Here is a 24986-nt window from a genome sequence, read left to right on the forward strand (position 1 = left end):
AGCTGCTAATCGAAAAGAAAGAATGGCACTCCTGAAGGTAATACTTCCCTCAGGAGAGCCATTCCAATGTAGAGTGAATGAACCGTTCGTTTACGTTTTAATTTTGCGGTATCATCGTCCAGAACTGATTGAAATTCGATGATAGCGCCCACATCTGCATGAGTGCTCCATTATAATTAAGTGCTCCTGTATCCACGGCCAAGCCGTTTGACCGGTTGACCAGCTTGAGATAACCGTCACTCGTATAGTCCATTCGCCAGTGTTGGTTGTAGGAGCTGGAATTGCTCCACTGCCCCACGTTCTGGCCGTTAGCAGTGCGATTTAACGAATCGAGATTTCGTTGGCCCGTTACGCTCTTTAGTTTAAAGTAACCTTCGTTTGCCCTCTGCACCTCCCAAACCAAATTGTTCGAAGCCACATTCGTCCATTGCGCGACATCCGTTCCGTCTACGATAGACCCCGTATTGTCTAGTGCCTTTCCTGTGCTCCGATTAATAAATTTCGCTAACGTACCGCCTGCATCCATATCCCCATATTCGATGTTATTTCCATTAGACGTAATAATGAACAAACGTCCATTAGCTAGAGGGGTCATGCTTCGGCTATAGGAATCAACCATTGGGGTTGCAAGGGTTGACCAGCTTCCGACCCCATTATTTGAATTCACGAATACTTCAGGGTGCTCCAGCATGGACACGATGATTTTACCGTTTGGCATCGTTACGACATACGGCGTGCCGCCGCCAGCGCCAATATAAGTACCCATGCTCGTCGTGTTCCATACTTCAGGATTAGAGGAAATTTGATAATGAACCGGCCATCCGCTCAATGGCGCCATTTCGTAGGTCATAATATATTTGCCGTTTGCCATTTTGGCAATCGTCGCCATTCCGGGACGATGCCATTGGGTCGTTAACGCAACGTCATTGACAACGCTGCCCCAAGTCGTGCCATTGGTCGAAGTCTGGTGAACAAGCTTCTGGGCATGCGATGGATCGCGTTCGTCAGAGTAATAGCAAATCAGTTTATTGTTGGCAACAAGAAGGAATGGCTCCCATATCGGGTCGTGAAGACTGTCTGGATTAGCATCCCCGCCCGTTGCTACCGAACTTAAGAAGGTCCATGTCCTCCCTAAATCGTTGCTCTTATAAATATCGATCTTGGTTGCAGAGTAATCTGAAGGAATGGAGTTTCCAGCAATGAGAAGTGTTCCGGCAGGCATATTGCCTATGGCTTGGGGGAGCTCATACAAATGCGGCTGGTACCTCATCCCCCAACCATTTTGGGTATCGGAAACCGTACCGACCTGAGCCCAGTTAGCCCCGCTATCGGTGCTTTCAAACACTTTGAAAGTTGGCATCGTAGCAACGTTGTGATCAAATACAGCTAACATCTTGCCATTGTGCGCGCCGTTATATTGGAGTTGAATGGCTCTAGGATAACCTGGAGCCGGGTTCGTTCCGGTGTACATGACGGAAGGACCGTAAGCGCTGACTTTTATTGAAGGGATTATCAATGTAAACGTTAACAAAAAAGTAATGCTGAACACGATTAATTTCGTTGCGGCGTTCTTGCCTATTCTTATCATATCGATTTGCCACCTCTCATTTGTTTGCAAAAACAATGCATTAATCATATACAATTTCACTCGCTTGCCGGCAAGCTTTTATATTTGCGCATGCTTAGTATAATGCTAAATGGAGATTGCAAAATACTTTAAAAATAACGGAAATGGTTTAAAAATTTCGGTTATTATAAAGAGCCGTATCAAGTTTGGCTGAAGAAACAGCTGCTACTGAAACAGCTAAGGAACTAGTCTTGCACGATATAATGGTCAAAGACTAGATAAGGTTCCATAAACAATGCGGCGATCAATCAATTTCCATTAGTGAAAATCTTAAGCGGAAGATGCATAAAAACATAAACTTCACAAAAAGCTTGCTAACCTCAATGAAGAAAACAACACATTTAAATAAGCTAAATCTACTATTTCTAATAAATCTAAAGTAAATAAGCCAATTTCCATAAACTCTCCAGTTGACATAACGCCGGTAGCAAAATTTGATTTCTAGGCTTTCGGGTCCTTCTTATTATACAAGTTACTGCATGTTCTCGTTATACACGACAGCCAGGCTACCAATTTAGCTGCATTACTAATCATTTGCATTAATTTTCACACTAAATCATACTAAGTCTTTTGCAGTTTATCTGATAAATGAGCAATAAAAAAAGCCACCCTAAGGGTGGCCTGCACTCAAAAAGAGTGCAAAAGTATAGATAGGAGTGGAGAGTCCTGTCCTGAACCTGTAGGTTTTACACTTAAAAGATTTATCGATTATGCTTTAATTTTTATAGTTCTCTCTATGTCTAACGACAGCTGTCTATTGTATTTTAGATCTTGATTAAGAGGAAGCAATTGACCCCCATGAACGCATCATTGCAACGATGGATTGACTGTCCTGAGCAATTCTATCAAGATTGCAGAAGCCATGTCCTGATTGCGTATTTGCTGAACATCTTCCAATCCATTCGGACTACTTAGGATGGTTGGTGACGAAATTCGTCCCCATTTCGTCACCAAGCAAAAGGAACATGTACCGATGAGTGCCTCAGGTGTAACAACGCATACTTAGCCAGTAGCTCGAACAGCTGTCGCAATAGCTCAGGGTCAACTTACTTGTTTTTGCAGTTGAGCATGCAGCCGAGATAGAAGTGAGTCAGATCTCAGTATGTTTATTCTCATGCAAGAAATCCTTAGTCTATAAATAGCTTGGATAAAGACCAAATTCTATTAAAATATGATAATAGAAAAGTAAGGATTCACAAAAAAGGTCGAAAATAAAGAAATAAGTGACATAACTTACGATATATCCGCTTATCTCTTATTTATACCAATTATTGCGAAATTCACAATTGACGCACAGCATCTGAATTAGTAACACTGTTTTTGTCTACACCATGGAGATAAATTGCTTTAAGCTGTAAATTCCTAATACACAGAGTAAATGAACAAAATAGTTATTTGAAAATTTTATTAAGCACCGTAAGCGTTTCTTCTCGCCCTTCGCCCATTGGATAAATAATATATATATTTCCTAGTATATATTCAATCATTTTGGTGTCTGGAAACTTTTTTTTCGTTTTTTTCAAGATTTCATTTCTTTCATTTTGCAAATCTTGTTCATTCACAAACTCGTAAACGGATAGGCTTTCCCAAGACATTGGCAAGAAAAATAATCGTCGATCTATTGCCAATTTACTTTTTATTAACTCACTTTGACCTGTTATTTTATATTTCAATTTAAAATTATCAAACCGATTATTTATTTCATCAATTGTCATTTTGTTTGCTGCCTCCTTTTGATTTGTGCAACCTGAAAGAATGAGAAGAATACATAATATTTTAATAATCTTCAATGAACTCACCTCCATTAAATCTCAGAAATGCATATTATAGCCCCTTGGGAATATAAACTGGCGGTTTTGGTTTTGGCTTTTGTGGTTTATTCTGATCATCTGAATCATACAGATCCAAAAAATAATGTTGTTGCGTGCCAATCATTGCATTAACATTGGTAACTGATTTCCGATTATTATTTTGATCATACTGATAAAACGAATATTTTATTTTACCCGGAGCAGTCCATTCTGTCTTCATAAATAAATCCGGCGTTGCACCTATCCCGTCTACTATCAGGATATCATTAACTGAATTAACCCAACTACCTTTAACATAACTAGGATCATCAGATAAATATTTCTTGAGTTGTTTATTCCCGCTTTCTCCTCCTTTAGGCTTCACTTCATATATTTCATTACCATGTTTAATGTCAATCTCACCTGATTTAGTTTTAGCCTCCAAAACAGGCAGTACATGGTTGGGATCCATATAAAACAACTTAGTTGCAACCATGACTTGAGTAATTTCATGAAACGCCGTGTATACTGATTCTGAGCCATTTTTATCTATAATTTTCTCAACCATTTGTTGGGTAGTAATGTTACCACTTGCATAGTCATGAAGCGTTTGATTTAGAAACTCTACTTTGGAATGCCCTGTTGGATCTATATGGGTTAATGGATTATTCTCCACATAAGTATAAAGATTCAAACTAAGTGGATTCGCCAAATCCCCCTCATACGTATCCTAGTTAATAAAACGGAATTTAGAATAAAGAAGGTGGCAACTGGAATGCCATTCCAATTACCACCAATTATATCATCCTGCTTGCTGGATCGGTAAGGTCGGCATCACGTAAACGGATTTGTTTTTCATCATTGCATAAATGATATTGACCAGTTTTCGCATTATACAAACAATCGCTTGCTGCTTCGTTTTACCTTCTGCTAGTCTTTGCTCATAATAGGCATGAAAATGTGGATTCCTTGGCTCTTTCTTGGTTCGTGTAACGGCTATTTGTCGGATAGCAAGGCTTTTGAAAATATCATGTAGTTCTCGGTTACCTTGCTTGCTCTTATAGTTTCTTGACTTATTCCCAGAACCTACGGTCACAGGTGCGATTCCTGCGAATCGAGCGAGCTTGTCCGCTGATGAAAATCGGTGAATATCTCCTATTTCAGCAACGAGTTCTGCCGCTGTCACTAATTCAATGCCTGTCATGGATTCAAGCTGAAAACCAAGCTGCTTCATCAAGTCCTCAATATCGACTTCAATGCTTGTAATCTCCTTCTTCAGAAAGCCTATGGTTTTCACCTGACTCTTCACAACAGAATCTCGTGAATCCTGAAAATCCCTATACGTATCTCCGTCAGCAGCAATCAACGATAAGATTTGACTAGCCTTCTTATTAGAAAGTCCATTGTTACTATGACTGCGTAGAAAAATAGCAAGTTCATCCTCTAATAAGTCTGTTAGTTTCTGTGGAGAAGGATAGGACTCCCAAAAGGCAAGTGCCGTTTTGCCATCAACTTCTGAGAAGAACTTCTTATAGCTGGGATACGGATAGCTGATCTGCTGATGTAATTTCTTCACCGTTCCAGACAAGCTATTTGCTAACCATTTCCTTTGCGTTATAAGCTGACTAATCGCCCAGTACAGATCAATTGGCTTTGCGTCATGCAAGTTTTGAAGTTCATCTCGCAAAACTCTTGCAACACATTCTGCATCCCAACTGTCAGACTTCTCAACCGTCACATGGCTCTTTCTTCTAGCGTTAGATAATTTAGGATTAACCTCTTTTACCCAGCACTGCTGTTCTATCAGATAGACAGCTAACCCTCTGCCGTAACCGCCTACATCTTCCAAGCCGTATACAACGGATAACTTCTTTCTTGTATGCTTCTTCACTTCCTTAACAAGCAAAGAGAATGCGGATGGCTTGTTGTCAAACTTGATTTCTCCTAGCTTTTTGTTCCAGCAATCTGTAATGACGGCTGTATGATGCTGTTTATGCAGGTCAACACCCATATAGATTAGATTTTGCTGCTCAATCATCTTTGTTCGCCCCTTCTGTAATTGATTTTTGAATCGTTACTAATAAGTTTGATTCTCATTTCGCACAAGATTCATTACTACGGAGATACTTGCTCTGTATGAATCCAGCCTATTAGTAACCACTCAAATGAGCGGCTAGAACATCAACGGTAAGATAAGGTTGCATCCTCAGTTCGAGCGGTCAGAGCCGCAAAGACACGTTAGCAATCTCTTATTCACCTTATTTATATTCTTTGACTAAATAATAGCTTGATGCAACCCATCTGCTTCAATCTGTCCGTAACGATACTTTCCTTGATAAAATGATTTGCGGTCTAGGATGCGTTTTACCTGAACCTTCGTAAATGATTTTCCTTGCTCCGTAGTGAACCCTTCTTCATTCAACTGCACTGCTAATGCGGATAGTGACCATGCTTGAAACTGTGCTTTCAATTGAAATAATCTCTGTACGATTGCTGCTTGCTTCTCGTCAATAACGATTTTCTTTGAACCACGCTTTCCCTTATAACCAAAAGGAATGCCACCACCTGCAAACTTGCCTTCAGATGCTTTCTTGTTTCTTCCACGCCCTAACTTCATGGTAATCTCTAGGCGTTGGTAAGCATCCAACAATTCCATCAAACCATTTATTAAAAAGTCTGATGGGTCTTTCTTAAATATGCTATATGTAGGCTGTTCGATGCTCTGAATATCAATGCTATGCCGTTTTAATTCACGATGCACAAGCACTTTGACAATATCGCTTCTCCATAGCCTGCTTGTATTTAAAACAACCACATAATCAACCTTATTGCTGGATATGAACGACATCATATCCTGAAAGCCTTCACGTTCGACTTCTAAGGATTCCTCATCTACCTTAGCACCACTTATCCCCTCGTCCATAAAGAGGTGAACGAGATGCCAACCTTGACGTTCACAATACATCTGAATCTCGTCTTGTTGGTAAGACAGGCTGTAACCATCCTTCGCTTGTCCTTGTGTACTGACACGAACATAACCGATAACATTCTTCATATTTTCAACTCCTATTAACCATAGCGTTACAGCAATTGTAATTTGTGTAACGCCTAACAGTTCCATAAGGATATTATATACCCTTTAAGCGTGACATTCAATGATTTTCCAGACAGGTTCGTGGTATAATCTCTCTATATTTCCCTGTTGGAACGATGGAGGATAGGATGAAAATAAAAATTCGACTTAAAGATATATTAGACGAGCGTGGAATGTCACAAAGACAACTCGCCCGACAAATGAATTTACGTCCAAGTACGATTAATCATCTCTGCTCGGATAAGGTTGATCGGGTCTATATCCGAACGCTAGAATCGATATGTGAAGCCCTTGATATAAAAATTCATGAACTCATTGTTGAAGAACAAGAATAAGCTATCGTATCGCTTTCTAATTTTAGCTTGTCTCGGTCGCTGGATGTGCTATGCCCATTTCACAAGCCTGAAACAAGGTATTGATCTAAACCAACCCCCGATGGTTAGTTATCGTCTTTCCATTAGTTTCTCGGCATCGGGGATTGCTTTTTCTTTATTTTCAAGTAGAATTAGGACTAAGTTATTTTTATTTCATCCAGCATATTGGACTTTTTATCGTTATCGGCAAAATAACGTGTCCGTCTGTGAGGATGTGTATTTACTGGTTTATTACCAGTGGCTCTAGGCAGTTCCCTTTGGGAATTGTCATTTTTTTTGCCAAGGTTTTGCGATTGGCATAGGTTGACGATGTAAATAGTTGTCTTAGAGTTGATTCTTCGAACATGTTTTGCAACAATTGGAAACCTAGAAGCGTTTCGATTTTCGTTATGCTCTCTTTATTTTCCATTAGCCAAGATAATTCCATCGTGCTTACTGTTGACGGATATTCAATTTCATTTAGTACTTTAGCCGTCATGTAATCAAAGAATGGCTTGTTGAGTAACTCAACAGCATTTTTAGTCGGTGAGAACTTCTTCATATCGCTGTTACTTGGCTTAATTTCAAGCCGTAGGATTCCCTTGGACTGCTCAACAAGTTCAGGAGATGCTTTCTCTTTTTCTATCTGTCGCTGCTTGTCATAGAACATTATTCTTCTACTCTTGTTAGAAAACTCAACCGTCTGTTCTTGGTTGTAGCTTCTTGTGTTCTTAAATGCTAACTTCTGCTTGCTTAGCATTCGTACATACTCACCAACATCTTTACCTGCTTGAAAGTTCCAACATATATCAGCTCGGCTTATCGACCATTCCGAATGGGGAATGCTAATCGAAAAGAGTTGTTGAATACGTTGCTGAACGCTCTCAAAGAAGCTAGGAATATCATTTTCAGTAATAAGAGTTACATTGTTTCCATACAACAGCTTTGGTATAGAAGCTTGAATCGACAACGTCTGACTGCCATCGAGATACTTGATATATGACAACTGCTCATCATATATTTCATACCTCGTTTGGAGTACACCAGTTTCCTTATTTAGAAATGTAACTGACTTACAGTTCTCCATGCTTAACAATACTTCTGAATCTAGGTGAATCGGTCTTGCATTTATCACAACCGTATCAAACATTCAATTCCTTCTTTCTATTTTATAGATGGATTAATATTCTGGATGAAATTAGCTATGTTATAAGAAAAGACAATTTCCCTACATCGTACTCACCTCCCTTCAATTTTTCTTGTCTTAATCTTTCATCCACAGCAAATCATGCTTTTTGAGAAGCTTAAACAATTCGTTATGAAAGCTTTCTTCCTCTTCGTCCCATACTGAAAATCCTGTAATACCCATGAAATACATCATGGAACGTAACGCTTCAATACGCTTATCGTGCTTTCTCTCCCATTGCAGTTGCCGCTGAGCATCCAGATCATTGGGAACAGATTCATTCAACAGGTTTGAAGTCCTTTCCAGTATCTCATGTGCTTTATTGCCCATATCAACAGTGTAGAGTTCATTATACAAAGCACCTTGAAGCGTAAGAATAATCCTCTCCATTTTCAATTCAGCGTAATTCATTCGTTTCTCTTCTTGATAAGGATCAATTAACCTTGTGTATTCATGTTCATTTCCGTCTGTATCCGTAAAGTAGTCGGGTATTTCAAACGAATCTCGTCTTGATATTCGATCAAGATAATCCAGTCGCAATTCAATTTCCTCAATTTTCGATAAGTCTTTTTGAAAATATTCTGCTTCTAGTTTGAACAGCTTGGAAAGTGCTTCAAGCTTGGTTTTTGGAATGGGTCTACGCTTACTCAGCCAGTCCGTAACCGTTGATGGTGTAATCTCCAGCTTCTCAGCTAATTTCTTATATGTTCCGCTGTACAGCTTCACGATGTATTCTAAGCCGATCATAAATATCCCTCCAATAAAATGACGTATCATTACGTCTTGATGTAAATATAACATTGACGTCTCGATACGTCAATAGGGGATGAGTAAATATTTTTAAGCAAAAAAAAAAACCACATGGAGTTGTTTTACTCACATGTGGTAAATAATCAATTATTTTTTATCAAATTTTATTTTCCTTAAAAAACACCCAGCTAACAATGCAGGAATAATGAGAATGTCATGAACTAAATCTGCCACTGTAAATTCAAGAAACAAGCCAATTAAACTAAAAACCAAAATGATGGCTCCAACGATTAATACAATTTCTACATGTTCTACATCTTTTCGTGAAATAAAAATTCCAATAAAGAATAGAGTTACAAGAGAAATACTTATAGTAATTATTTCTTCGTACCGTAGTAATTGAAATGTATCACTTATTAATGAGGACAATAAAAATGCAATTATTAATGAAACAATATTAACTGAGAAAAAATATAACACCACACCTAAGAATATATGCTTAATTTCATATCTCTTTATATTAATCTCAATCAATACCTCCTTAAAAAATCAGAAATACTCAACAAAATACCCACAGTGTTTCTCTTTTCTTTCAATACACTCCAATAACTCATTTATACTTTTTTTCTGATGACCCAAATGCTGATTTAATGCGCTTACTACATCCTCCCATGATCGCTCCTTTTGTAAACTAGCTATAACATCAACTTCACAGTTGTCAGGTAAATATATAGCAGGCCCGAATCTTTTTGAAAATCGGCTTAAATCTTGGCGTAGTCGATTTTGCATCAGTTCATCTTCTAAGAACGTATACCATCCAATCATAATTTCAAATATAAAAAAGTGCCTTCCTAGTTTTATATGAAACCCATTTATTTTTTGAAATTCAAGCTGACCAAAAATATTTAGATGCTCTGCTGATTCATTATCCTTTTTCGAATAGGTCCAAGTCCAGACTTCTTTCTCATTTTGTGTTTCTAGCATTATCTCTGTAAGCTTCTTACTTGCCAGTAAAAAGTCAGATCCTTGATTTTGGAAGATTGCTGTAAAAGTTGCTCCCATATAACCTCCTAAAAATACATATCTGTAGTTCCATAAGCCCCTACATTATGAGTATATATGCCGTCTTGGGTCCAAATCTGTACTTCAAAGTTATTCTTAATCGCATGACCATTCTTTTGTGCCAAAGCAAATCCTTGAAATATAAGATCATAGGCTTCTAATTCCGAAACCGAATATTTAGATGCGTCAATAAATACAATATCCGCACCTTGTCCAATTCCTTTAGCTAGTTGCTCCCATCCTCGTAGTCTATTGAACTCCTCTCCCTTTAACGTCTTAAGTTCACCGATTTTATCACCATTAATTTTGTAATCAGGCCTTTTTATACCATACTCTCCATTGAAATTACCTTCACGAAGATGCATAACATCATAACCTAAAGCAGACAATTTACTAGCAAAATCCTTCTCATCATCACCAGGCTTTGCTTTTTTTTCCTTAGTTATGTTACCAGTTATTTTTCCACCTCTAGCATGAGAATGAGATATATAAGTCATATTCATTGCTTCAAGGAATTCGTCTCTTGTAATATCATTTTCCCATCTAGCATTAGTTATCGTAGCTATACCCCAGTCACCATATCTTTGGAGAGCAACAGCGAAACTTAAGTCAAGACCTTTAATTTTATGCCCCGAGGGATCAGTATACACTAAGGGATTATTATGCACATACGTATAAAGATTCTGACTTAACGGATTCCCCAGTTCCCCTTCATATGTATCCTCATTGATAAACCGTGCCGTTGAAGGATCATACCACCGCGCTCTTAAATATTGAAGATTAACGCTATCATCCCAATATTCGCCCGAGTAACGAAATGGATTATCGACCGTTTCCGTTTCTTGTAATGGATGACCCCAAATGTCATATGCATATTGATTTTGCTCATTACCTTGCATATCCCTCATTTCCACGACATCGCCGTGGCCATTCAGGAGATAAGAAGATCGGCTGCCATCGGAACCATTAATCCGCTCGAGCAAACCAACACCATAGACGTAAGAGGCTTTTTCGGATACAACCCCACCTATAACCTTTCCTTCTGCAACGATGCGATCATTACTCCAATAATAACGGATCGTTTCCCCATTCTCCGTCCGCTCCACTAATCGATCGTCACCGTTATACTTGTACGAGATTACGCCTTCAAACGTGGTGACTTTCGTCAAACGATTCCAATCATCGTACTCATAGGTTGCTTCTGTAATTTCCGGCAATGCTTCCGAAGTCATAGCTGATCGATTGCCTTTCGAATCATACTCATAGTCTTCGTTAAATTGGGAATTGGTTTTAACACGACCTAGTTGGTCATAGCTGAACGTCGTGCTAACCCCATTCTCAGACCTTTTTTTGATGTTACCCGTCAAATCATAGCTATAGTCATACGTATTGAGGACTATGCCACTTGTCTTCTTGTGTTGAAGTTTTGTCATTTGTAGTCCATCGTATGTGAACTCCGAGCTTATTCCATTAGCTCCCTCAATCTTACTGATTAGATCATTTTTCAAATACGAATAGGTTGCATTGAGATTCGTATCGGTCGAAACCGTTTTAAGACGATTGACGTTGTCATAGCCATACGTTGTCGTGCGCGCAAAAGGCCCTGATGTCGTGAGCATGTTACCATGTCCATCGTACGTGTGTGAGATCGTTTTATTGTCGGGGTATTTCTGACCGATGAGTTCTCCGGTATTCTCGTCATAGTTATATGTCGTTGTTCCGTTTTGGTCGTTCATTGTTTCTCGCTGACCATCCAAGCTATACGAATACGAGATCGATTCGCTAGGACTCGTACGGCTAGTCATCCGATTTCGCGTATCATAGGCATACGTAAAAGCAATACCTTTACGGTCTTCAAATCGGTTCATATTACCATTGGCATCATAAAATATTTTTTTAATTTTACCCGATGGATCCGTCTGCGTTTTTAAACGTCCCAGTTCATCATATTTTTTCTGTAATTTACTACCACCTGGATAGACGGTCGTCGTTAGGTTGCCGAATAGATCATACTGATAAGCAGTGGTTTCTTGCTTGGCATTTTTCACACTGGTTAACTGCCCTAACGCATCATAGTAATGATTTGTAATGTTGTTTAATGCATCCTGCACAGACGTCACTTTACCCACTTCATCGTAGGAATAAGATTGAACGGTATAGAAGGCACCATTTTTTTGTGCTTGGGAATAGAGAAGTTTGCCGTAAGCATCGTATTGGCTTAAGGCTGCATTACCTTCCTCGTCTGTTACAATAGATTTATAGATCAAATCTTCAAAGGTAGCCGTGCTAAAGGTATCGTCAGCGTTGGTTGTTTTCACGATCCGATTCCAGTTGTCATAGGTAAATATCGTTTGATTTCCAGAATCGTCTTCGCTCCAGCTATTTCGACTTAACGTGTCGTATCCTGCCTTTGACTTGGATATATACTCCCCATTTTCGTAGATGCCTGCTTCAATTTGAAGCCCAAGAGCATTAAAGGTGGCTGATGATTTCTTATTTGCCTCGTTTGTTGTTGTAATCTGATTGATACTATCCTGGTATTCCACGGAAATAGTCGATTGATCCGGATTCGTTACTTGTACAATACGATTTAGTTTATCCATAACATAAGACGTTATGTTCCCATTTCCATCCTTAATGCTCTTTGTTGCACCTGTTAAGGTATCATAGGTGGCTTCGGGCTGGATGGTTTGAAGCGCGCCATTCGCATCTGTATACGTATACGAAGCTTTGATTGGGAAAGCCGATAATCCATCATACGTAATTTCTGCTTGAGCGATGAGATCTGTTCCATGTTGCTCCTGCCGAATGAGATTGCCACTCGCATCATACATGTTCGTACTTCTACGAAGTAAGGCACCTGATGCGTTATTTTCACGAATTGAGTAATCCGTTACATCACCTTGCACATTTCGTAAAAGTTGAACATAGAGACTTTTCCCACCTCCAGCAGGCACAAGAGCAGAAGTCATTAAATGAGATGTGTCATCAAATCCATAGGTCGTATGATTGCCTAGTGGATCTGTCTCACGAATGACATTTCCCCATGTATCATACTGCACGGAACTCGTCACTCTCGTTGACTCCATTGATCCTGATGCCATATAGGCTGTTGTTGAAATCGGATAAGGATTACGATTAGTCTCGTCATAAGATTGCTCTGTAATCCGTCTAGTCGTAACGTCTGTTGCTTCTATATTGGTGTTATAGAACATCGGGGCTACTTCATCATTCAGGTAGTCCTTCTTATACGTATAGATAGACTTAACTGATCCCCGCAGCAGTTCCGTTGTAAACGTCATATCTTGATTATAGGAACTTCCCATATCTTGCGGGTAGATTAAGGAAGCACGATTAAACACTTCTGTGACATCGCCAGCATACTTAATTTCATCCTTTCGAACAGCAACGCGATACGCCTCATTCACCGAATTAGAACTCGTATAACGTTTAACCGGCGAGCCTTCGAACTCATATACCGTTTTTGCTCCTGTCGGATGCGTGACCCCAGTTAATAACGCATACGGGTTACTTGTAATCGGCGTCGAACCTAACAAGTTAAAACTTGCATTTGCGATATAATAATCGTACGTCGTTACACGCTGCATTGGATCAATGACCTGACTAAGCAGCTCTTTATTATTTTTCAACTCTTTTTTATAGACAACTTCCCGGTCACCCATCGTTAGCGTCACTTGGCTTGTCGTGTATGCAATGGTAATTTGGTTTCCTATCGCATCCGAAATGGATGTCAATACTTTCCCATATGGACTTACTGTACCGTACTTAAATTGCGTATGATTGTTATATCCATCTGTAAGTTGGATTAGCATGCCGTCTGCACTGAAATATTGACGTTCACCCGCGCGGAGCTTTAGCATATACGCAGACTGCACACCATTAACGGTCACCGTTGAATCGGTAACAAATTGAACATCTTTGTACGGGTACTCTTTTAAGGACTGATTCTCAACTTTATAGGTGCCATTACCGGCAAGATGAACATACGTACCTCCTTCAAACGTAACATATGGAATATTCCATGACCAGCCTTTACCAATTGGAAATAGCTTCTCTTCCTTTGCATCTACCAAGCTGTTCATGTAGGAATAGCTGTAACTGGGAATTGAAATGATACTCGTGCTTTGAATCGTTCTCGTAATCGCATATTGGACATCGTTAGCATTTCCAGTCGCAGGGGTGGAATAATCAGAACCGCCGACTGTAAGACTTTGCCGTGCGATATTCGCTTGACTTTCCGTCGAATAGGGGCCTAAATGTCTTGAATAGGGCGATGTTTCAACATTTTCTGTAGAGCTTGTTGATGTTCTGTTTAAATGATAGGTGGTCACTCTATACCGATCATATGCGGCACAATCTGATTTGTCAGTGACTGGCGCGTCGGCAGACAATCTATAGTACTCTGCGTCTCTTGCAGCTTGCGTAGCGAAATCAATGGGACCTGTATGATCAATATTCGTGTCGCTTACCGTTGTCACGAATTCATTATTAGAGCACTTATATTTATTCGCAATTTGGCGCTGATAATGAGATAGATAATAGGTTGTAAGCCAGAACCTGGCTGAACCTTTTATCTCAACGTAATACTTATAGGAAGTATTCGTAGACGAATTGACATCCATGTCGTAAAATTGAGAGTTTCCCGAATTATAGGTACGAGATAAGGTAAAGCCACTGCCACTTCTTCCCGGCAGAGTAAAATCCGACTCTGAAACGGACAGGGATCCTGAAACGGTCGATATACTTTCATTCTCCAAGCTCACTTGGAAGGGGGCTTCTCCTGTTTTAAGCTTAAGCATATCGAGTTTAGGCGCCTCAGGATCAACGGGGATAGAAGAAGAACTAAACACGTTTGCAATCTTCAAATCCAAGTTCCCGATATCCGACTTAATTTCGCTTTTAGCTTGTGAAGACTGATTTACTTGTTTTAACTTGTTTTTCTCTAACACATTGCTTAAAGTGGCCCCGTTCTTTTGCTGCTTTCTTTGGCGAATGGCTGTTTCAACTTCTTCCAATGTATAACCTTTATCTAACTGGGCTTGAATCTCGTCCGCCGAGATGCCCCATTCTACAGCAAGCACTTCCTTATTCCGTGTAACGGTTGCTTCCTCTTCTTTTCGTTTATTTTTTTCATCCTCTCTATTCAATTGGCGTAGAATTCGCTCGGTTAATTCACGCTGCGAAGCATCGGGACGCTCTCTTTCTTCCGAAATTTCTAATATTGCACTGTTCTTTCTTCCTTCTCCATCTTCTTCAGTATTTGCTGCTCTATTTGCAATATTTGCTTTCGCTGCTAGTTCTTCTATCTTTTTCTCTTCGCGCTGGGTCTTAGCTTCTTGTCTCTTCTCTGCTTTTTCCTCTTGCTTAATTATCTCTTGTTTAATCCACTCATTTTCAGCTTCTTCACTCATGATAGTGTCATCTGCTTTGGTAACCAGAGTCGTAAACTGAGCCAAACCGTTACCGTATTCACTGACATCTCCTATGTGTAACGCAGAAGCATTTAAAAGATCCCGCGCTTCCATATTCGAAATTCCTTGAAAAGCCTGTAAGTACAAGGCTGCAATACCCGATACTTGCGCAGCAGCAGGTGAGGTACCGCTTTTGATTACTGTCTCACCATCAAGTCCTAACCCTGCAACATCTACCCCCAAGGCCATAAGTTCTAGTTCCGTTCCCACATTGGAGAAAGGAGCACGGATATGATTTTGATCTACTGCCCCTACAGCAATGACGGAATTAAATCGAGCGGGGTAATTAATTTGACTATCACTATCATTCCCCGCAGCTGCAATTAATAGCACTCCATTGTCATACGCATACTTCACAGCGTCTGCAAGTGCGTTAGAGTAGATGGCCGCTCCAAAGCTCATATTCACAACATCCATCTGATTGTCTACAGCCCATTCAATAGCTTCAATGACTTGGCCATATGTACCTTGTGCCTCATCATTTAATACTTTTAGAGAATAAAGTTCTACATTTGTTGCAGTGCTATTCAATTCAGATGCTTTTCCAGTAATCAGGCTGGCGATATAGGTACCATGACCGTTATCATCAACGTATTCATCAGTGCCTTCTACGAAAGAAGCCCCACCTGTGACGTAAACCGATTCTGTAGCTGAAATTCCGGTATCTAAGACTGCAACTTTAATTCCTGTACCATCCGCGATGCTTACTGTTTCTCCGTGTACGACAGGCTGGGTGGTTTCAACTGGCACTGCACCATCTAACTGAGGAGCAGTGGGCTCGTTAATTTCTGGTTCAGGACTGGCAGCAGGTTTCTCATCGCCAATGTGCGCAGTCGTTACTTCTGCCTCTGAAAGTTGAATAAGGGGATCTTCTTCAATGTACTCCACCGTTTTAGATTGAATCAATTCTAAAAGTTCGGTTTCTGACAACTCCACTGAAGCAAGGGAAGTATGTTTGTACTTCTTTTTTATCTTCTCCCCCTTAAGCTGCTCGTCTAACTTCGTAATATCCGAAAACTTGACTAAATATGCTTTCTTCTCTGTATCAGACGAATTAATCGATGCAAAAACCGTTAAGTCAAAGCTGGTAAACAATAATGCAAATAAAACGATTATGGAAATCATACGTATTCTATTCAACTAAAAGTCCCCTTATTTATCATGTGTTTAATAAAAAATACTATTCCTATTAAAGCACCGATCTTTATATTGTCCTATTTTCTTTCGTAGCGATCATATGATTCTTGCCTATTGGTTCTGTTTAAACACTAATCAGACCTATAACCATACTTGAATTAGAGTGCTTAATTGTTTAACCCTGTTTTTCACCACTCGTGTATAGTCTAAAATTAGTATAATTAAAACTGTAAACTAGCAATAATCTAGTTGCGTTGAATAGAGATTAAATTTCCATTCTTATCATATATATAATCGAATCTTATGCCATCATAATATATAGAAGTTATATGGTTAGATGAATTATAAGAATATAAATAATTTTTCTTATCTAACCGAACAGCAGAAGGAAACAAACTAAAAAGTGACCCGTTACCAAGTTGATTCTTTGAATTAGAGCCCCATGACCACACTAATCCGCCTTGCTTTATGGCTATCGAATGATTTGATCCAGTAGAAATCGCAGTCACGTTCATTAGGCCATTTACTTGTACAGGCACGTTCGTCTGCGTTGATGTTCCATCTCCTAATTGACCATCATTATTAGAACCCCATCCCCATACAGTCTTGTCTTGCTTCAACACTATAGAATGACTTTCTCCTGTAGCTACGGCAACTACTTTATTTAACCCACTTACTTGAATAGGAACCATGCTGTCCGTAGTCGTACCATCGCCTAATTGGCCTTTAGAATTGTATCCCCATGACCATACGGTTCCATCACGTTTCACGGCTATTGAATGACTTTTACCAGCAGACATTGTTATTACGTTTGTTATGACATTTACCTTAACGGGTGATGTTCTTAAAGTAGTTGATCCATCACCTAATTGACCATAAAGGTTATTCCCCCATGCCCATACCGTTCCATCTGATTTTAATGCTAAAGAATGATTTTCATTTGCAGTAATGGCAATTATGTTCGTTAAATCATTAACCTGTATGGGTATTGTTTTTTGAGTTATCGTTCCATCGCCTAATTGGCCAACAGAGTTATCCCCCCATGCCCATACCGTTCCATCTGACTTTAATGCAAAAGTATGATTCCCCCCCGCAGCAATAGCTGTAACGTTCGTTAAGCCGCTAACCTGGAAGGGTAATGCCCTTTGTGTAGTTGTCCCATTGCCTAATTGACCATAAGTGTTATTGCCCCATGCCCATACCGTCCCATCTTGCTTCAAAGCTATTGAATGATTATTACCCGTAGTCCCACTTATCGCATTCGATAAGCCGCTTACTTGAACGGGAACATTTTTTTCCAGCGTAGTTCCATCACCTAATTGGCCAGCAGAGTTATCTCCCCATGCCCATACCGTTCCATCCTTTTTTACCGCTATTGAATGATTTGATTCGGAGGATACTCTAATTACTTTTGTTACAATACTAAGTGGTACAGGCTTGCTACTATTCAAGCCCATTTGACCAGTGCCTAACTGGCCTTTTAAGTTATTTCCCGACGAATATAAGAGTGATCCGCTATTGGCAATCGTATGATTATTTCCCATATCTAAGGAATCTACGTATGGCCAAGCAGATTGGACAGGGACCAATCTGTCAACTTTCGTTCCATCACCAAGCTGGCCATAAGAATTAGCACCCCATGCCCAACTCCTTCTATCCTGAAGCGCTACTATAGAACTATTTCCTCCAGCATAAACGAACCGAACATTCGTTAAGCCATTCACCTTGGTGGGGACATTTTTTTGGGTAGTCGATCCATCCCCTAGCTGTCCTAAATTGTTTAGGCCCCACGTCCATACTGTACCATCTTGCTTTATAGCAATAGAATGGTTTTCTCCTGCAGCTATGGCAATCACATTTGTCAATCCCGTTACTTTTATAGGTGAACGTATGTATGGCGGCGCCTGTAATCCGAAACCAAGTTGTCCATATTTATTATCCCCCCACGCCCACACCGTTCCATCTTGCTTTAAAGCTATAGAATGTTGTCCACCAGCGGCTATTGCCTTTACGTTCGTCAATCCATCCACCTTGATGGGGGAATTTTGCTGTGTCGGAGGCCCACCGCCTATTTGACCAAAAGTGTTATCACCCCATGCCCACACATCTCCTCCAGAACTCGATAGGGCAATAGAATGACTTTTTCCAGCAGCTACAGCAATTATCGATCTACTTATGCTAATCCTAACGGGTTGAACCCTATTTGTCGTTGAGTTATCTCCTAATTGCCCATTAGAGTTAAGACCCCAAGAGAATATATCACCATTTCCACTCACAGCAAGAGAATGTGAATCTCCTGCAGCTATTGAAATAATGTTCGATAATAGCTTTACTTGATCTGGTAAAGGATTATTTTCAGTTGTATTATCTCCTAATTGACCGTTTGTGTTATTTCCCCACGAAAATACTGTTCCATCATTTTTCAAAAGAAGTGAATGGTCACCACCAGCCGATACCTGTTGTGTTACATACGCTTCCACTACCGAATTAGTGGAAATAAATATAATATTTACAAATAAAGAAATAACAATCAAAATCTTAGCCTTTAATAATTTTTTATTCATTTTCTAATCCCCTTACTTTAGTCTTGGATTAATAAGTAGATGTGACTATTATTGTTTTATTTTTAATAACATATATACAAAAACACAGGTAAATTATAAATACTCATCTTCCTTCCATTAATTCATATTATTGAAGAACCGAGGACACAAACGACATTATATACCTATTTCTATTGACAGGTATATAGCCGAATTTGTGTTTCTTTGTCGTATTTTGTCGAATTTTAAGAATACTTAGAATTATATGTCATGTATTTGCTATCATGAACTTTTAAAACTAATATGATGAATATTTATAAAATCATGAAATATGTCAAATGCTTTTAAACAATCAGTTATAGTGAGTCATTCTTAGGAGCTTACTGATTCTTAGAGGGATAACATCCGGAGTGGTACAAGCATGTTTCTTATTCAACATCACAAACGTTTCATAAATGTTCTCGGAATTTTCAATATTTTCTGTAATCATTGTACCTAGGCATAAAAAAGATCCTTTACAATGGAATGGCAGGTAGTTCCTGTCCATAATCCACTAAAATGGACCAATCGCATGAATAAGGACACCTGTTTTCTTCATTTGGTAAATCGATTTCTCCTATTATTACGAAAACGTTCAAAGATTCCATCTTCGAAATCGGCCAAGACAAGTACGTCAAAAAGTTGACGACAATCGCTTACTGCAAGCTTTTCCTGCATGCTCAGTTGCAATACCGCGAAAGTTTACGCGACATTGCTAGTGACGTCAGCAACCAGGAATTCCAGCGGGAACTTGGATTCTCTTCGATCTCTGCGGCTCAGCTTTGTCGTAAACTTAATCAAGTGAATCCCGATCTACTTCAGCACGTATTCGAGCGGTTGGCTCGAAAGTCTTGTCGCACAGCACTTCTTCTGCTAAGCGGAACGCGATAAAAGTGATCGATTCCACAACCGTTTCGCTGTGTCTACAGCAGTTCAGGTGGGCAACCTTCCGAAAGACCAAGGCAGGCATCAAGCTTCATTTGTAGTTGGCTTTTGTAGATGCAAACGAAGTTGTGCCAGAACGAGCGACGATTACAGAAGCCAAGAAAAATGACCGTACGCAGATGGATGCACTCATACATGAGGAAGGTATGACCTACGTCTTTGACCGTGGATATGTGAATTACGGCGCTTTTGATTCCTACACGAAACGCAGCATTCACTTTGTCACTCGTCTTAAGAATAACGCAGTTATTGAACCATTGAAGAGCTATGAAATTCCAACAGGCAGCAAGGTAACCATGGACAAGAAGGTTCGCATTGGTTCTGCTCAAAAGTGAACCAAACACGCGTTTCGAATGGCCGAAACCTCAGACTCCGAAGGAAACCTGCTCATTCTCGTGACGAATCGCTTTGATCTGACAGGTGATGAAATCTCCGATATTTACCGTAGTCGCTGGGCGATCGAGACGTTTTTCAAGTGGATGAAACAGCATTTGCGACTGAAACGTTTCTATGGAACAAGTGAGCAAGCTGTTCGTAACCAAATGTGGATCGCACTGATTGCTTTTTGCTTGCTTGTGTTAACGAAGCGCGAAGCCAACGTCACACACTCGCTGTTGCAACTAGGCCGCTGGCTCAAAGTACTGTTTTGTATACCATACGGATAATGGCTTTGTCGTTGAAACAATTACCCAGCAGGAAGTCAGCCGGAAGAAGACGTAAGGATTCCTCATAAGAATATGAGCGAGGCGTAGACCGACGACACTGAGTCTAACATACATAAATTACCAAATAGACAGAACTATCTTTACGAGGTGTTCGAGCTTTTGGATTTTGAACTGTGAAAATGATTACTGAATATTCTAACTAAATAAATCTAAAGGTTTATGCAACACTTGTGATACATCTGTGGTCGCTGAAAAAGTTCATTTCACTTTAAAGGATACAGCTTCTCAAGAAAGTTGAGGAACTGTACCCTTTTTCTGCTTATAATTAAAGCAACATGGAGAGCAGGTGAGCGGATGATTCGACAACAACAAACCCTGGTGCTGAGTCCTTATGCGGCACTGTATGACATCGTCGTACCAAAGGACAATATGCTCCGTCAAATCAATGAACGGGTGGATTTCAACTTTATATATGAGGAACTGGAATCAAACTATTGTTTAGACAATGGACGAAACGCCATTGATCCACTTCGCATGTTTAAATACTTACTTCTGAAAGCCATTTTTGAACTCTCTGACATAGACAATGTTGAACGCTCAAAATATGATTTGTCATTCAAGTTCTTTCTCGGGATGGCACCAGAGGACTCTGTAATCGATCCAAGTTCTCTTACGAAGTTCCGTAAATTACGATAAGAAGGCATGAATCTACGTTTTTATACTGACAAAAAAGGGAAACCATGACTGGCCCCCCTCTCTATTGTTCGAATTCTAAGTTCACTATTGAGTATTATGATTTATACTCGACAGAGAAATCATAATTCATCGATGTTATTTTCCCACCAGCCCATTTTACTGCATAGCGGAAAGGGATGAATGATAGTCCTGAAAGCCGAACTACTTTCAAGTTAGTATACTCACCATTGAGAAAAATCTTATTTGTCGCTTTATCAATTTTTATTGAAATTCCTTTTTTAGATAAAGTAAGGTTATTTTTCTCATCCACCTCAACATTAAACCCAAACGCATTTGCATAATCTCTAGCGTAGAGATGGGTTTGGTTTTTAACAGAAATGAAACTATTAGTATACGACAAATTTTGTCTTTTGTTGTTTACAACTAACCCGTTATCCAGATCTTTGTAAATAGTTCCTTCATCAGAGTACAGATTGCAATCCCATAAGCGGTTATAGTATTTGTAATAAGTATCAGTGTCTATATACACATCTTTTACAAATGTACAATGTGCTTCTGGTGGAAATTCGTCATTAATAATCTTCTCTTTAGTTATGCTGGAAGATCCTGAGCTGCTCGAACTAGAGCTTCCTCCATTGTGATAGTGATACCCCGTACAAAGTCCTTTAGCAATGGATTTTTCGGAACAATTATGTCCTCCACTACTATCTGTACGCCCCGAGTGCGCAATCGAAATCGATGGCAAAATAAATACTGCCAAGAGACCGAAAGTCAAAATCAAACTAATTACCTTACGCATATTCCCAGAAACCCCCTATGTTATAATACTTTCAAATTATACCAAGAAAAGCATACTGATGGATATACAAAATTTATCTGATTCTAAAATCTAATTCTTATATTCTGTCTGATATTATTGATTAGATCATAAAGAACCATTAGTAGAAGCGTATTTCAAAGCTTTTCTCCTACTTCTGTAAAAAAACTGCTACTGTGAAGGGAGCTTTTCATGTCTAGAGAGAAATATAACGCGGACTTTGAGTCCTTTTTGATGAAATGGAACGAATGATTTTCACTCAAGCCCTTAACAGAAGTGCCGACTGATTTATATACTATATTTAACTCTTCTGAATTTCCTGAGGAGTAACGCGCAATCAACAAAAAAGCCACCTAAAAAGGTGGCCTGCGCTCAAAGAGAGTGCAAAAGTATAGATAGGAGTGGAGAGTCCTATCCTCAAACTGTAGGTTTTAAACGTATATTTTCATACCTAGCCGAGTCTGTATAAAACTTTGTGTAAACTCCCAAATCTATTAAAATTGAAGTAATAGAAAGATTGGGGAGTACACATGGGATTATGGACAAAGGAATAACTACGGGCATTTATTAAAGAGAACAAATTGGTATCCACTCAGGATGCTCAAAATGCGCTAAAAGATTTGTTTGCCAAGACGCTACAAGAGATGCTTGAAGGCGAGATAGATGCTCATTTAGGCTATCAAAAGCATGAGATGCAGTAGAAACAGACCTGCAACAGCCTAAATGGCAAGAGCAAAAAAAGCATTACAAGTGAATATGGTGAACAGGAAATTAGCATCCCTCGTGACCGCGATGGCGAGTTTGAGCTGCTTGTCGTGAAGAAGCATCAATGGAACGTGACAGGCATTGAAGATCAAATTATCGCTCTCTATGCCAAAGGCGTAAGCACCCTAGACATCCAAGATCATTTGCAGAATCTATACAGGATTGAACTCTCGCTAACCTTCATTTCCAACGTAATCAATAAAATTATTCCGCTTATTAAAGAATGGCAAAACCGGCCGCTACAGTCCGTGTATGCGGTTGTGTTTCTGGATGCCATTCACTTTAAAGTCAAACAAGATGGTGCCATTGTGAACAAGGCTGCCTACATGGTCTTTGGTATTGACCTCTAAGGTTGCAAAGATGTGCTTGGCATGTGGATTGGCGAGAATGAGTCGTCCAAGTTCTGGCTTAACGCTTTAAATGATCTAAAAAACCGTGGCGTTCACGACATTCTCATCACCTGTGTAGACAACTTAACGGGCTTTACACAAGAGATCTCTGCTTGTTATCCGCAGACTGAAATTCAGAAATGCATCATTCATCAGATTCGCAACTCCACTCGGTTTGTCTCTTACAAGGATTTAAAGAAAGTGACAGCTGACCTCAAGCCTATCTACAAAGCGATTAATGAAGAGATGGCTTCTGCTAGGGCTAGATCGTTTCGAGGAGTCATGGGGCAGCAAATATCCGCTCATTGTGCGCTCCTGACGCCAAAACGGGGACGAGCTTGCTACTTTTTTCAAATATCCAGCTGAAATCCGCAAGATTATCTACACAACCAATATCATCGAGAGCTATCACCGTCAGCTTCGAAAGCTGACAATGGGAAAAAGCATCTTTCCAACGGATGATTCCTTATTAAAAATGCTCTATTTGGCCACCGTGGATGTGACCCGTAAGTGGACAGGTCGTGTGCAAAATGGGGGACAAATGCTCCTCCAGCTATCCGTCTTCTTCATGGATCGCATCAGTCAGTATCTCAGATAATTTCTCCCCTCGGGGAGAAGCTATAAAAGAGTTTATACAAATTATTGACAGACCCCTGCTCGATGGTCTTTCACCCCAGCAAAGGCAGGCTCACTCGGCAATATCGCCCGAAGTAGCTATTTGAAAAACCATTCTCCGTTTAGCAGAAAATCCCACTTTGCTTATCGAAAGATGAAGAATGAAACGGAATCTCTCATCCTGGCACAACTCCAGCAACAGAATGAAAAGCTAGAGTAACAAAATACCGAACTCTCGGCTAAAATTCAGAGAACATTAATGCAACATTAGTTTCTCCCAGTATACAACAAACCCAGTACTGGTAAGGTACTGGGTTTGTTGTATTAAAACTGAATTAAGTTTTTCAAAATACTTTTCAATTTATATAACTTGCTAAGTGAATTATTGAACAATTATCCATTTAACTACAGACCATTCTGACCAAACAAAACCATCACTCACCTTTACGCGCACTTGTAATTTTTTAAAGGTGGGGAGAGTTGTTCCTGTCGTCCACGTTTGAACAGTCCCTGTCGTCGACTGGGCGACTACCCCCGAATCCACTGCCACTACGCCCGACTCATCCAGTACTTGTACCTGGTAGCTTGTAAAGGTGGTTAAGGCTCCATCGGTAACCGTCCATCCAATCGTCGGTTTGGTAATATTCACAACAGTCGGACTACTCAATGTTCCACTCGGACTCGTCACCGCCACCTGAGGCGCCACATTTTGCTGCACCGCTACCGGTGTCGAGCGGTCCGTCGTTGTCCCGTCTCCTACCTGCCCGCGGGAATTGGCTCCCCATGCCCATACGCTGCCATCTTGTTTCAATGCCAATGTATGGTTGTAACCTCCTGCCATGGACGCAACCCCGCTCACGCCACTGACCTGCGTCACAGAACCATTATAGGTCCACACCGTCCCATTATTCTTCAGCACTACGCTATGACTGTAGCCCACCGATATGCTCTTCACGTCGCTGAGTCCACTCACGGCAGTGATCGAACCGGCAATATTCCACACCGTGCCATCATGCTTCAG

At 40.0% G+C, this 24986-nt stretch carries 15 protein-coding genes and 4 pseudogenes; 6 read left to right on the plus strand and 13 right to left on the minus strand.

Translation table 11 applies throughout. The annotated features are described in order from the left end of the window. Positions 1-97: 97 nt before the first annotated feature. The 5 genes and pseudogenes from AC0YN3_RS25240 to AC0YN3_RS25260 form a co-directional block, all read right to left on the minus strand. Positions 98-1588 (minus strand): RICIN domain-containing protein, encoded by a 1491-nt coding sequence (locus AC0YN3_RS25240; RefSeq protein ID WP_475777688.1) that lies wholly within the window; start codon positions 1586-1588, stop codon positions 98-100. Between the two features lie 1430 nt (positions 1589-3018). Then, on the minus strand, positions 3019-3417 hold the full coding sequence (locus AC0YN3_RS25245; protein WP_475777689.1) for a hypothetical protein: 399 nt from the start codon (positions 3415-3417) through the stop codon (positions 3019-3021). A 634-nt stretch (positions 3418-4051) separates the two neighbouring features. Beyond that, positions 4052-4162 (minus strand): annotated as a pseudogene (locus AC0YN3_RS25250) (RHS repeat-associated core domain-containing protein); the annotation flags it as partial. 57 nt (positions 4163-4219) lie between these two features. Next, positions 4220-5455 carry an IS110 family RNA-guided transposase gene (locus AC0YN3_RS25255; RefSeq protein ID WP_475777690.1) on the minus strand — a complete coding sequence of 412 codons (1236 nt, stop codon included), beginning with the start codon at positions 5453-5455 and terminating at the stop codon, positions 4220-4222. 237 nt (positions 5456-5692) lie between these two features. Further along, positions 5693-6472 (minus strand): recombinase family protein, encoded by a 780-nt coding sequence (locus tag AC0YN3_RS25260; RefSeq protein WP_475777691.1) that lies wholly within the window; start codon positions 6470-6472, stop codon positions 5693-5695. Positions 6473-6639: 167 nt separating this feature from the next. Between AC0YN3_RS25260 and AC0YN3_RS25265 the strand changes: the two genes are divergently transcribed. Continuing rightward, the gene (locus AC0YN3_RS25265) at positions 6640-6846 is read left to right on the plus strand and encodes a helix-turn-helix domain-containing protein (protein WP_441946170.1); all 207 of its coding nucleotides are present in this window, start codon (positions 6640-6642) and stop codon (positions 6844-6846) included. A gap of 259 nt (positions 6847-7105) precedes the next feature. On the opposite strand, the gene AC0YN3_RS25270 is transcribed toward AC0YN3_RS25265, so the two are convergent. From AC0YN3_RS25270 to AC0YN3_RS25295, 6 genes are all read right to left on the minus strand, one after another. Then, positions 7106-8014 (minus strand): phage/plasmid replication domain-containing protein, encoded by a 909-nt coding sequence (locus AC0YN3_RS25270; protein ID WP_475777692.1) that lies wholly within the window; start codon positions 8012-8014, stop codon positions 7106-7108. A gap of 114 nt (positions 8015-8128) precedes the next feature. After that, entirely contained in the window at positions 8129-8797 is a 669-nt protein-coding gene (locus tag AC0YN3_RS25275; protein ID WP_475777693.1) for a helix-turn-helix domain-containing protein, read from the minus strand. Between the two features lie 150 nt (positions 8798-8947). Then, complete coding sequence (locus AC0YN3_RS25280) at positions 8948-9334, minus strand: hypothetical protein (RefSeq protein ID WP_475777694.1); 387 nt, start codon at positions 9332-9334, stop codon at positions 8948-8950. 15 nt (positions 9335-9349) lie between these two features. Next, the gene (locus AC0YN3_RS25285; RefSeq protein ID WP_475777695.1) at positions 9350-9862 is read right to left on the minus strand and encodes a hypothetical protein; all 513 of its coding nucleotides are present in this window, start codon (positions 9860-9862) and stop codon (positions 9350-9352) included. Positions 9863-9870: 8 nt separating this feature from the next. Then, positions 9871-16494: a S8 family serine peptidase gene (locus AC0YN3_RS25290; protein WP_475777696.1), complete on the minus strand. Its 6624-nt coding sequence runs from the start codon at positions 16492-16494 to the stop codon at positions 9871-9873. Between the two features lie 242 nt (positions 16495-16736). Further along, a complete protein-coding gene (locus AC0YN3_RS25295) occupies positions 16737-19055 on the minus strand; it encodes an RCC1 domain-containing protein (RefSeq protein ID WP_475777697.1) in 2319 nt (772 codons plus the stop codon). 564 nt (positions 19056-19619) lie between these two features. On the opposite strand from AC0YN3_RS25295, the gene AC0YN3_RS25300 reads away from it, so the two are divergent. From AC0YN3_RS25300 to AC0YN3_RS25310, 3 genes and pseudogenes are all read left to right on the plus strand, one after another. Beyond that, positions 19620-19964, plus strand: a complete 345-nt coding sequence (locus AC0YN3_RS25300; protein ID WP_475777708.1) for a DUF4372 domain-containing protein — start codon at positions 19620-19622, stop codon at positions 19962-19964. Positions 19965-20059: 95 nt separating this feature from the next. Beyond that, positions 20060-20683, plus strand: a pseudogene (locus AC0YN3_RS25305) (IS4 family transposase). A gap of 354 nt (positions 20684-21037) precedes the next feature. After that, positions 21038-21376 (plus strand): annotated as a pseudogene (locus tag AC0YN3_RS25310) (transposase); the annotation flags it as partial. Between the two features lie 97 nt (positions 21377-21473). Here the strand turns inward: AC0YN3_RS25310 and AC0YN3_RS25315 are convergent. Next, a complete protein-coding gene (locus AC0YN3_RS25315) occupies positions 21474-22178 on the minus strand; it encodes a YHYH domain-containing protein (protein ID WP_475777698.1) in 705 nt (234 codons plus the stop codon). 788 nt (positions 22179-22966) lie between these two features. On the opposite strand from AC0YN3_RS25315, the pseudogene AC0YN3_RS25320 reads away from it, so the two are divergent. After that, a pseudogene (locus tag AC0YN3_RS25320) lies at positions 22967-23716 on the plus strand (IS256 family transposase). A gap of 13 nt (positions 23717-23729) precedes the next feature. After that, positions 23730-23948, plus strand: coding sequence for a transposase (locus AC0YN3_RS25325; RefSeq protein WP_475777709.1), 219 nt, complete (start codon positions 23730-23732; stop codon positions 23946-23948). A gap of 399 nt (positions 23949-24347) precedes the next feature. Here AC0YN3_RS25325 and AC0YN3_RS25330 read toward each other — a convergent pair. After that, positions 24348-24986: RCC1 domain-containing protein (locus AC0YN3_RS25330; RefSeq protein ID WP_475777699.1), on the minus strand; the 639-nt coding region annotated here is incomplete at its 5' end.

The organism is Paenibacillus sp. J22R232 (genome assembly GCF_056269165.1).

Bases quoted from the DNA above. Each gene is read 5' to 3' on its own strand.
- AC0YN3_RS25240 (WP_475777688.1), bottom strand. From the start codon at position 1,588: ATGATAAGAATAGGCAAGAACGCCGCAACGAAATTAATCGTGTTCAGC.
- AC0YN3_RS25255 (WP_475777690.1), bottom strand. From the start codon at position 5,455: ATGATTGAGCAGCAAAATCTAATCTATATGGGTGTTGACCTGCATAAA.
- AC0YN3_RS25260 (WP_475777691.1), bottom strand. From the start codon at position 6,472: ATGAAGAATGTTATCGGTTATGTTCGTGTCAGTACACAAGGACAAGCG.
- AC0YN3_RS25265 (WP_441946170.1), top strand. From the start codon at position 6,640: ATGAAAATAAAAATTCGACTTAAAGATATATTAGACGAGCGTGGAATG.
- AC0YN3_RS25270 (WP_475777692.1), bottom strand. From the start codon at position 8,014: ATGTTTGATACGGTTGTGATAAATGCAAGACCGATTCACCTAGATTCA.
- AC0YN3_RS25275 (WP_475777693.1), bottom strand. From the start codon at position 8,797: ATGATCGGCTTAGAATACATCGTGAAGCTGTACAGCGGAACATATAAG.
- AC0YN3_RS25285 (WP_475777695.1), bottom strand. From the start codon at position 9,862: ATGGGAGCAACTTTTACAGCAATCTTCCAAAATCAAGGATCTGACTTT.
- AC0YN3_RS25295 (WP_475777697.1), bottom strand. From the start codon at position 19,055: ATGAATAAAAAATTATTAAAGGCTAAGATTTTGATTGTTATTTCTTTA.
- AC0YN3_RS25315 (WP_475777698.1), bottom strand. From the start codon at position 22,178: ATGCGTAAGGTAATTAGTTTGATTTTGACTTTCGGTCTCTTGGCAGTA.